Origin of the sequence: Bradyrhizobium sp. (genome assembly GCF_019242285.1) — a bacterium.
Taxonomy (GTDB): Bacteria; Pseudomonadota; Alphaproteobacteria; order Rhizobiales; family Xanthobacteraceae; genus Bradyrhizobium.
Genome location: NZ_JAFAVV010000082.1, coordinates 1 through 8,621 on the forward strand (window position 1 = coordinate 1; position 8,621 = coordinate 8,621).

The following is an 8,621-nucleotide window of genomic DNA, read 5'->3' on the forward strand; positions in this document are numbered from 1 at the left end:
GAAGCGATCGCGGGCCGGAGCGAGGCCCGGCTCAATCTCTGCGTCCCCGGCGGCAAGGAAACCGCGCGGATGCTGAAGGCGCTGCACGAGGAGCTCGACAAGGCGCCGGCGGCCAAGTCGTCGCCATCGGCGGTGCCGGCCGTGGCCGTGACCGCCACGATCTCGGAGCCCGGACGATCGCGCGACAACCCGATTGAAGCGACCTTCGTCTCACGGCGTCTGCTCAACAAGAAGGGCTCGGAGAAGGAGACCTGGCACGTCGAGTTCGATCTGACCGGCGCCGGCCTCGACTATGTCGTGGGCGACTCCTTCGGCATCTTCGCCAAGAACGATCTCGGCCTGGTCGACCAGATCATTGCGTTGCTCGGTGCGCAGCACACGATCAAGGTTCGCGGCAAGACGTTGCGCGAGGTGCTGACCGACGATGTCTCGCTGTCACCGGCGCCCGACACGCTGTTCGAGCTGATCTCGTTCCTCACCGGCGGCGCGCAGCGCGAGAAGGCGAGAGCGCTGGCGCAGGGCGAGGATCCCGACGGCGATGCCGCAACGCTCGATGTGATGGCGGCGCTGCAAAAATTTTCGAGCGTCCGGCCGCATCCGGAAGCCTTCGTCGAGGCGCTGGAGCCGCTGCAACCGCGGCTCTATTCGATATCGTCGTCGCACAACGCAACCCCCGGAAAATTGTCGCTGACGGTCGATTGCGTCCGTTACGTCGTCGGCAAGCGCAGGCGGCTCGGGCTCGCCTCGACCTACCTTGCCGAGCGCATCCATCCTGGCGACGCGCTGAAAGTCTATGTGCAGAAGGCGCATGGCTTCGCGCTGCCGGCCAATCCGAAGACGCCGATCATCATGATCGGGCCGGGCACCGGCGTTGCGCCATTCCGCGCCTTCCTGCTCGACCGCAAGGCGACCGGCGCGCCCGGCAGGAACTGGCTGTTCTTCGGCCACCAGCGCAGCGACTGCGACTTCTTCTATCAGGACGAGCTCAACGCCATGAAGACCGCCGGCCTCCTGACGCGGCTGTCGCTCGCCTGGTCGCGTGACGGCGCCAAGAAGTTCTACGTGCAGGACCGCATGCGCGAGGTCGGCCGCGAGCTCTGGACCTGGCTCGCCGAAGGCGCCCACGTCTACATCTGCGGCGACGCCAAGCGCATGGCCAAGGACGTCGAGCGCGCGCTGGTCGACATCGTCGCGCAGTTCGGCGCCCGCTCGACCGACGAGGCCGTCAGCTTCGTCGGCGAGCTGAAGAAGAACGGCCGCTTCCAGCAGGACGTCTACTGACATTCCGCCGAGATGCGGTCAAAGCAGCGTATGAGCCATTCGCGCACCTGCACCCACGCGCGCCAGCCGTTTTGCCAGGCGGGCGCCATCGTCCGATTCTGCGGCCAGGCGGAAGCGTGGATGGCCCAGCGGTCCTGCCAACATCCGCCCAGCTAAAGTCGTACTTCCGCGGCATTGTCATCCCGCCACGTTGCCAACAGGGGGAGGCCGGGAGTGGCTATCGCCGGCACCGAAGCATCGACCAGGCCGCAGACCGGCCTGCTGCGCCGCACCTGGGAAAAGGTGGCCACGGCGCTTGCGGTTGTTGGATTGGTGGACCTGACCGGGCAGTTGATCAAATGGGCTGCGGTCATCCACTGGGTTGTCGCAAAGTACGCGATCGTGAAGGTTTGGCTTTTCGGCTGGCTGCCGGTTCACATTCCACCCGAGTGGCACGACGCTATTGTGCTGGCTTCAATTCTGCTCAGCGTAACAAACATAGGCGTCTATCGCGAAACCAGATGGCGCATTCGCTCCGTTTGGAAGGCCGCGGAGACCTCCGCCCTTTTGCATAAGTTCTCCCCGCTTCCTCTCCTGCTCTTCGTATTGTTGATCCTCGGCCCATTCGTCGCCGGGATTCTTATTTTCCATTATCTTTGGCATGACTTGGCGAGGGAGCTATTTCCTTCTCTAAATGAAGATTCGAGGACAATGCCTTCCGCGTTGCTGGTGGCGGGAGTTTTGGGGATGTTACTTTCATTGATATTGAGCGAGATTATGGGGATCGTCGTTGCGCTGGCTTTGGCCCTTATGATAGTGGCGCTTGTCGTGGCGTGGCGCTGGGTTCTCGTTACGGCCGCAATTTTCGGCGCTTTGGTTGTCATCAATGAAGTCTATGTGCATTGGCTGGAGCCGCTGGCGACCATCTAGCGGCAGCCGGCGATGCCGTAGTTGCAGCTATTGATCTTGGAATGGATCGCGTTGTACCAGCCGTCGCTGATTTCCTGTTGCGTCTTCAGCCATTTTTCATCGACGGTCAGCCGCGAGCGCAGGGTCTTGGTCAAGGCGAGCTTCCACTCGCCATTCCTGCTCACCCACGTCTCCTCGGCCGTCGAGGTCTCGTTGAAGGGAACCCATCCCTGCTTCTCGTCCTTGACCTCGAAATGGCTCGCCTGCTCGATATAGGCCACGAGCTTCCCGTCCTGGCTCTGCACGTCCTTGACCTTGGTGGACGGATCGATGTTGCGGCGGCTCGGCATCGCCTGCTGCAACCCGTCTCGGTATTCGGCATATGACTGGCGTTTGCCCTTCTCGTCGATGAAGGCGTAGCCGTCGGGATCGAGGAAGCTGAGGAATTTCTCCGCATCCATGTTGGCGAGCGCCTGATCCTGCTGGTCGTAGATTTTCTCCAGCGTCACAACGTTGGCCCCATCCTGTCCGGCGACGGCGGCATCGGCAGCGAGCAGGGCGACCACGGCAGTTGCCAGCGCAAGCAACACGATGATGACGGCGCGATTCATCGTTTGGTCTCCAGAGATTTCCCGATCGCGTGTTCAGGTGCGATTGTTAGGCTGAGGTCCGTTCGGATATGGGGCCGTTGCCTGGCTTTCTTGCGCCTAATGATATTGATGCATTTGGTTGTATCGCTGGATGTTGTACCGCTGCATCTGCTGGCGATGCAGCTCCTGTTGATGCAGGTAGGTCTGATTGTTGTACTGGTTCTGATAGTACTGATGCTGATACGTCTGGCTGTAATACTGATTCAAATAGTATTGATGCAGATAATATTGGTGCACATATCTGCGGTGGAGGTACCGGCGATATCGGCGTTCCCGGGCGGCACGCGCCGCGTCGGCATCGGGTGATGAATCAGGTTCCGGCGCGGCTTCCGTTGCGGCACCTGTTTCGGATGCGGCCACCGCTGGCCGCCAGAAGAGCGAAGCGGGGATCATCGCGCTGATCGCGCACGCGAGAAAAAGCGATGCGGACCGTTTCATGGTTCGTGCCATCGCGTCCCCTCGTTATTGCCATCATTGCCGCGAGCCAGTGCGGCAGTCGTCAAGTCTGAATTGCCAGCGAAATGCGGCGGAAATCCTGGGAAGAGGCGGTCACAGCCTGGCAGCGATCTTCCGCCACAAAGCAACCCTACCAATCCCTGGAGACACATATGTTGCGCTTTGCAGGAGCGTGCACGTGGGCGCTGTCAAGCCGACTCGACAAAATGACGGCGATCCTCTCGATCGATGCGTAGTGACGGAGTGTACGGACGCGACCGCGTGGGCCAAGGCCCAGGAAAGCGCCGCTGCGACGGAGCATCGCCAGTCGCTGCCAGTGGATGGCGCGCACCCGAATGGGCCGCAGTCCGCCGGCATCACCGTCATTGACAGTGGGCGGCTGACCGAGTCAATGAGCGAGAACGGCCTGCCGATCGGATCACCTGCACGAGATCTTGCGGCCTTTACCCACAAGCTCGGTACGTTCGGCGTAAGATACCATCTCGGAGAGGCGGAAATCTCGGAGTTGAGCAAGCTGTTCAACAGGAGCTACGCGGCGGCCGGTCCGGCGACGACACCTGAGGCCATGCAATTCTTCCGTGCCCGTGTGGCGCTCGGCGCCTTCCTCGATGCCCTCAAACGGCCGGCGTCCGGCCCTGCCGATTTGAAGGAACAGTTGCGCTTGTTCAAAGAAGCATTGGACCTGCCATGAGCGGTCCGGGGAACCCCCCGTTCGGATCGTCTTCCTGGCCGATCCTGCTGGGCAATGCGGGAAATACCGGCGTCGCCTCGGTCGCCGCCAGCTTGGGCGGCGCGACTTCCTGGTCGGTCTCACTCGATGCTGAGAACGAAAGAGGGGGATACAGAATCGTCGTTGGCGAAGATGGCAGCCTGTTTGTCGTCTGGCCATCGTCGCTGCTGGCGCTCGATCCCACCGGGGAGATTCGCTGGCGTCGCCCTCGTACGGGCGAGGGTGGTCTTGGAACGCCGATGGCGCTTGCCGATGGATCGATCATCCTGACCGAGGACGGCGGTCGGAAGCTGCTGTCACGCGATCAGGCCACCGGCAACGAGCGCTGGTCCATCCCGGGGAGATGGGCGTTTGTGACGGCCTTCGCGGTTGACGCGATCCTCGCGCAACGCGAACCGTCATCGGGAAACGATGCCGAACTGCATTGCCTTGGCGCCAGCGGCCAGTTGCGATGGTCATACCCTCTCCTGGGCAGCTTCCAGGGCCGAACATTGGTCACGAGCGATCGCATCGTCGTGGCCAACGACGGCTATCTGACAGCGCTCGACTTCGACGGAAACTTCTGCTGGCGCGCCAATCCTCGCGGATTTGTCGCTGGTGACCCTCGCAAGCTTCCTCCCGCCGCCGACCATGAGCGCTTCTGGACGGAGCCGATGCGGTTGGATGAAAGGCGCATCATCATCGGCTATTCACATTACGACGGCCACGAATTCCTCATTGTCGATCCTGTCGCGAAAGAAGTGACCACCCCCGACTACTTCGCTCATCCGAGTCCGCCCGTTATCGTCACGCCGGGGCCGGAGCCCCGTCTCGTCGGCCATTTGAGCATGCGCCTGCGGGCGTTCGACACCGTAGGCACGCTCTTGTTCGAGCGCCGCGCACCCTGGGAAATCCTCAACATCGTCGCCGATTCAGCCGGCAACCTGATCGTGGCCGAGGGCGTCGAGCCCAGCTATTGGAGCAAATACAAGGACGCCTACAGCCTTCACGACGCCTGCGGCCTGGTCGGCTTCGACGCAAAGGGCGACCTGCTCTTCCGTTGGACGGCACCGGGGCCGATGGATGCGGCGCTCGCGATCGGGCGGTTGGGCGAAATCTACTGCATCTCCGAGGGCAGACTCTGGGCCGTGCGATGATCGCAGGCCCTGACCGTCGTGAAGGCGCGCGCGTCCTGCTCAAGCCGCGCGCCTGAACGGCGCCACGTCGATGCCGGCATCCTTCAGCGCCTGGCGCACGCCACGCGCGATGTCGACCGCGGCCGGATTGTCGCCGTGGATGCAGACGGTGTCGGTGCGCATCTTGATCGCCTTGCCGGTCACCGAGACTACCGCGCCATCCTGCACCATCCGCACCACGCGCGCGGCGATCTCGGCGGGATCGTGCAGGATCGCGCCCGGCTTCTTGCGCGACACCAGATTGCCGTCGTCCTCATAGGCGCGGTCGGCGAACACTTCGTGGGCCATCGGCAGGTTGGCCTTCTCGCCGGCGCGCACCAGTTTCGAATTGGCCAGCACCACGAATACCAGATTGGGATCGACGGCCTTGATCGCGTTGGCGATCGCCTGCGCGGTCATGTCGTCCTCGCAGGCGACGTTGGAGAGCGCACCATGCGCCTTGACATGGGTGACCCTGTGACCGGCGGCAATCGCGATCGCCTGCAGCGCGCCGATCTGATAGGCGACCAGGTTCTCGATCTCGGACGCCTTCATGCCGGGCACTGGGCGGCGGCCGAAACCGTGCAGGTCGCGATAGCCGGGATGCGCGCCGACCGAGACGCCGCGCGCCTTGGCCAGCTCCACGGTCTTGCGCATGATGTCGGCGTCGCCGGCATGATAGCCGCAGGCGACGTTGACCGAGGTGGCAAGCTCGATCATGGCCGCGTCCTGGCCCATCTCCCAGGGACCGAAGCTCTCGCCGAGATCGCAGTTCAGATCGATCGATGTCATGGCCTTGTCCGCCCCGAATTGGGTTGATCAGTCATGCGCCAGCCAGGTACCCGCGTCCACCGCGCTGACGGCATGGCCGGCGACATTGGCATCATGCAGCGCTTCGAGGTTGAGATCAAAATTTTCGATGGCGCGGACGCGATCAGGCAGGCTCGCGAGCAGTTTTGCAAAATCGCGCGCGGCGGCCTGCGCCTCTGCCATCGACACCAGCTTGAACCGAAAGCTGGTTCCGGCGGGAAGCTGCGCGAAACGGCCGAAATCGGCCGTGATCACGGCCGCGATCTTGGGATAGCCGCCCGTGGTGCCACGATCGCGCATCAGGACGATCGGCGCGCCATTGCCGGGCACCTGGATGCTGCCGTCGACGGTGCCGTCGGAGACGATGTTGTGGCCGTGCAGGTGCCGCAGCGCCGGCCCCTCCAGCCGGTATCCCATCCGGTCGCTGGTCGCCGATATCCTCCACTCGCTGTCGAACAGCAGCGCCTTGGCGCTGTCGTCGAATTCGTCGTCCTGCGGGCCCAGCACTGCGCGGATCGGCCCCTCGACAGCAGCCGGAAGCTCGATCCGTCGTTCTCCGGCGTCGGCGGCGGCTGTTGCCGGCAATACGTCGCCCGGCTGCAGCGGCCGGGGGTAGGGGCTGCCGAGCCCGGCGCGGGCGTTGACCGCAAGACTGCCGAACATCGGCTCGCCCGCGATGCCGCCTTCCAGCGCGAGATAGCTGAACGCGCCTTCCTTGGCGAAACCGAGGGTCAGAGTCTCGCCGTCGGGAATCGTCATCGAAGCGTCGAAGGCGACCGCGCGGCCCGCGATGTCGGCATTGCGCGGGCTGCCGGCCAGCGCGATGCCGACTGCGCCCTCGCGCGCGGTGAAGGCGGCGCCGAACGGGCCGATCTCGACCGCCGCCGCGCACGCTCCATTGCCGAGCAGCGCGTTCGCCGCCGCCAGCGCCAGGCGGTCCATGGCGCCGCTCGGCGTCAGGCCATAGCGCTGAGTGCCATGCCGGCCGCCGTCCTGCACGGAGCTGACCGGGCCGATGCTGGAGACGACGAGCCTCGTCATGCGTTCACGCGTTCGGCCACGATCTCGCCGCGTTCCGCGGCGCGCTCCTGCTCCGCGAACGTCCCGGCGTCGATGGCAAAAAAGCTGACGTGATCGCCGGGCTCCAGGAGGAAGATCGGCTCGCGATGCTGCTGATAGGTTCGCACCGGCGTCCGCCCGAGCAGGTGCCAGCCGCTCGGCGCCGCCAGGCATTGGATGCCGGCCTGCACCCCGCCGATCGAGATCGTCCCGGCCGGTGTGAACACGCGCGGGCTGTGCCGGCGCGGCATGTGCAGGGACCTATCCAGGCCGCTGAGATAGGACCAGCCGGGGGTGAAGCCGATCATGGCGACGCGATACTGGCCGCCGGCATGGCGGGCGATCACGTCGTCAGGCGTGATGCCGAGTGCCTTGGCCACCTCCTCGAGATCGGCGCCGTTTTCGCCGCCATAGGCGACCGGGATGCGCCAGCGCCGTGACTCGGCCTTCTGCGGTCTTGCTGTCTGCGCGAGCGCCAACAGCCCGGCACCCAGCGTGTCGAAATCGATGGCGCAGGGATCGTAGTGCACCAGCAGCGAGCGATAAGTCGGAATGGTCTCGGTCACGCCGTCGATCGGCGTCTCGCGCACCGCGCGGTCCAGCGCCAGCACGCGCTGGTTGGCGGCGTCATCGATCTGGCGGCTGAATTCCACCGTGATGGCGCTATCGCCGTTCGGCAGCAGCCGGGGTTGCGGTGAGGAGGCGTTCATTCTATCGCGCGTCCGGCCGATTTGAGCTCACTTCGGCCCACTCACGGTCGCGCATTTGGGGCGCCGGTCACTCGCGGCGGCCCTCGCTTCGAGGTCAGGAAGCCTGCTTCTGCCCGGGGTTCTGTCCGGGCGCCCGGCTCTCACGCTGCTCCTCCTCCAATTCCTTCGCCCACATCATGTGCTGGGTGCGGGAGACCGCGACCGAGCAATAGCCGCGCTCCTTCTTGTCGGCGTCCTCCCAGAACCAGTGCATGCAGCCCGCGCCGACACAGAAATCGCCGCGATACCGCATCTCACGCGCGTACCAGGGGAAGAACTTCCACAGGAAGCGCCATCTGATCCAGTCCTTGTAGGTCCATCGCCCGCGCTTGCCGACCTGCATCACGCACATCCGCATCCGGGCTTCACTCTGTGGCAACATCCCGCGCATGTCGATATCCCTCCCGCTCCGCACGAGGCCTCCATGTCGCAACTGGGGAAGATGGGCTCATCCTGCGGTCAGTCCTTGGCGGCCGATCGTCCCCGCGTCCTTGTAAATGCGCCGGATCAGGCGCGCCACCCACTTCCCCGCATTTTTCGCGCAAGATGTCCATCTTGTCACGCCCTTGACGCGGACTGTTCCGCCCGCAAGATACATATGATTAATTTCCACGATTGGAATGGGTTCCCGCATGTCCTTGACGCCAGATGCCATCGCGACGCTGTCGCATGTCACGACCGCGACCATCACCACGGTCCTGCTCAAGAAAGGGCTGCGGAACGTCTGGATGCGGGGCGCGCGCCCGCTGAAGCCCGGCCTGCCGCGTCTGGTCGGTCCGGCCTTCACCCTGCGTTTCGTGCCGGCCCGGGAGGATCTCGCGACGCCGGAATCCTGGTCGTCGCC

10 protein-coding genes and 1 pseudogene are annotated in these 8,621 nt (G+C 64.3%); 5 read left to right on the forward strand and 6 right to left on the reverse strand.

Annotated elements, in window-relative coordinates:
• A partial coding sequence (locus tag JOY90_RS03355; protein ID WP_291689749.1) for a sulfite reductase subunit alpha occupies nt 1–1,281 on the forward strand: 1,281 nt, incomplete at its 5' end.
• Nucleotides 1,282–1,494: 213 nt separating this feature from the next.
• A complete protein-coding gene (locus tag JOY90_RS03360) occupies nt 1,495–2,190 on the forward strand; it encodes a hypothetical protein (RefSeq protein ID WP_291689750.1) in 696 nt (231 codons plus the stop codon).
• Here the strand turns inward: JOY90_RS03360 and JOY90_RS03365 are convergent.
• A complete protein-coding gene (locus JOY90_RS03365) occupies nt 2,187–2,780 on the reverse strand; it encodes a nuclear transport factor 2 family protein (protein WP_291689751.1) in 594 nt (197 codons plus the stop codon). The two genes, JOY90_RS03360 and JOY90_RS03365, sit on opposite strands and share 4 nt — an antisense overlap.
• A 96-nt stretch (nt 2,781–2,876) precedes the next feature.
• Nucleotides 2,877–3,269 (reverse strand): hypothetical protein, encoded by a 393-nt coding sequence (locus JOY90_RS03370; protein ID WP_291689752.1) that lies wholly within the window; start codon nt 3,267–3,269, stop codon nt 2,877–2,879.
• A gap of 184 nt (nt 3,270–3,453) precedes the next feature.
• Here JOY90_RS03370 and JOY90_RS03375 point away from each other — a divergent pair, with 184 nt between their 5' ends.
• Together JOY90_RS03375 and JOY90_RS03380 are read left to right on the forward strand one after the other, a co-directional pair.
• Nucleotides 3,454–3,966, forward strand: coding sequence for a hypothetical protein (locus tag JOY90_RS03375; protein WP_291689753.1), 513 nt, complete (start codon nt 3,454–3,456; stop codon nt 3,964–3,966).
• The gene (locus tag JOY90_RS03380) at nt 3,963–5,141 is read left to right on the forward strand and encodes a PQQ-binding-like beta-propeller repeat protein (RefSeq protein WP_291689754.1); all 1,179 of its coding nucleotides are present in this window, start codon (nt 3,963–3,965) and stop codon (nt 5,139–5,141) included. Before JOY90_RS03375 ends, JOY90_RS03380 begins: the two co-directional genes overlap by 4 nt.
• Before the next feature lie 39 nt (nt 5,142–5,180).
• Here the strand turns inward: JOY90_RS03380 and JOY90_RS03385 are convergent, their stop codons facing one another.
• From JOY90_RS03385 to JOY90_RS03400, 4 genes are all read right to left on the reverse strand, one after another.
• The gene (locus JOY90_RS03385; protein WP_291689755.1) at nt 5,181–5,951 is read right to left on the reverse strand and encodes a LamB/YcsF family protein; all 771 of its coding nucleotides are present in this window, start codon (nt 5,949–5,951) and stop codon (nt 5,181–5,183) included.
• A 27-nt stretch (nt 5,952–5,978) separates the two neighbouring features.
• Nucleotides 5,979–7,010, reverse strand: a complete 1,032-nt coding sequence (locus JOY90_RS03390) for a biotin-dependent carboxyltransferase family protein (protein ID WP_291689756.1) — start codon at nt 7,008–7,010, stop codon at nt 5,979–5,981.
• Nucleotides 7,007–7,738 (reverse strand): 5-oxoprolinase subunit PxpB, encoded by a 732-nt coding sequence (pxpB, locus tag JOY90_RS03395; RefSeq protein ID WP_291689757.1) that lies wholly within the window; start codon nt 7,736–7,738, stop codon nt 7,007–7,009. Before pxpB ends, JOY90_RS03390 begins: the two co-directional genes overlap by 4 nt.
• Before the next feature lie 94 nt (nt 7,739–7,832).
• Nucleotides 7,833–8,168, reverse strand: a complete 336-nt coding sequence (locus tag JOY90_RS03400; protein ID WP_291689758.1) for a hypothetical protein — start codon at nt 8,166–8,168, stop codon at nt 7,833–7,835.
• Nucleotides 8,169–8,409: 241 nt separating this feature from the next.
• Here JOY90_RS03400 and JOY90_RS03405 point away from each other — a divergent pair.
• A pseudogene (locus JOY90_RS03405) lies at nt 8,410–8,621 on the forward strand (ribonuclease activity regulator RraA); the annotation flags it as partial.

Bases quoted from the DNA above. Each gene is read 5' to 3' on its own strand.
- JOY90_RS03365 (WP_291689751.1), bottom strand. From the start codon at position 2,780: ATGAATCGCGCCGTCATCATCGTGTTGCTTGCGCTGGCAACTGCCGTG.
- JOY90_RS03370 (WP_291689752.1), bottom strand. From the start codon at position 3,269: ATGGCACGAACCATGAAACGGTCCGCATCGCTTTTTCTCGCGTGCGCG.
- JOY90_RS03380 (WP_291689754.1), top strand. From the start codon at position 3,963: ATGAGCGGTCCGGGGAACCCCCCGTTCGGATCGTCTTCCTGGCCGATC.
- JOY90_RS03385 (WP_291689755.1), bottom strand. From the start codon at position 5,951: ATGACATCGATCGATCTGAACTGCGATCTCGGCGAGAGCTTCGGTCCC.
- JOY90_RS03390 (WP_291689756.1), bottom strand. From the start codon at position 7,010: ATGACGAGGCTCGTCGTCTCCAGCATCGGCCCGGTCAGCTCCGTGCAG.
- pxpB (WP_291689757.1), bottom strand. From the start codon at position 7,738: ATGAACGCCTCCTCACCGCAACCCCGGCTGCTGCCGAACGGCGATAGC.
- JOY90_RS03400 (WP_291689758.1), bottom strand. From the start codon at position 8,168: ATGCGCGGGATGTTGCCACAGAGTGAAGCCCGGATGCGGATGTGCGTG.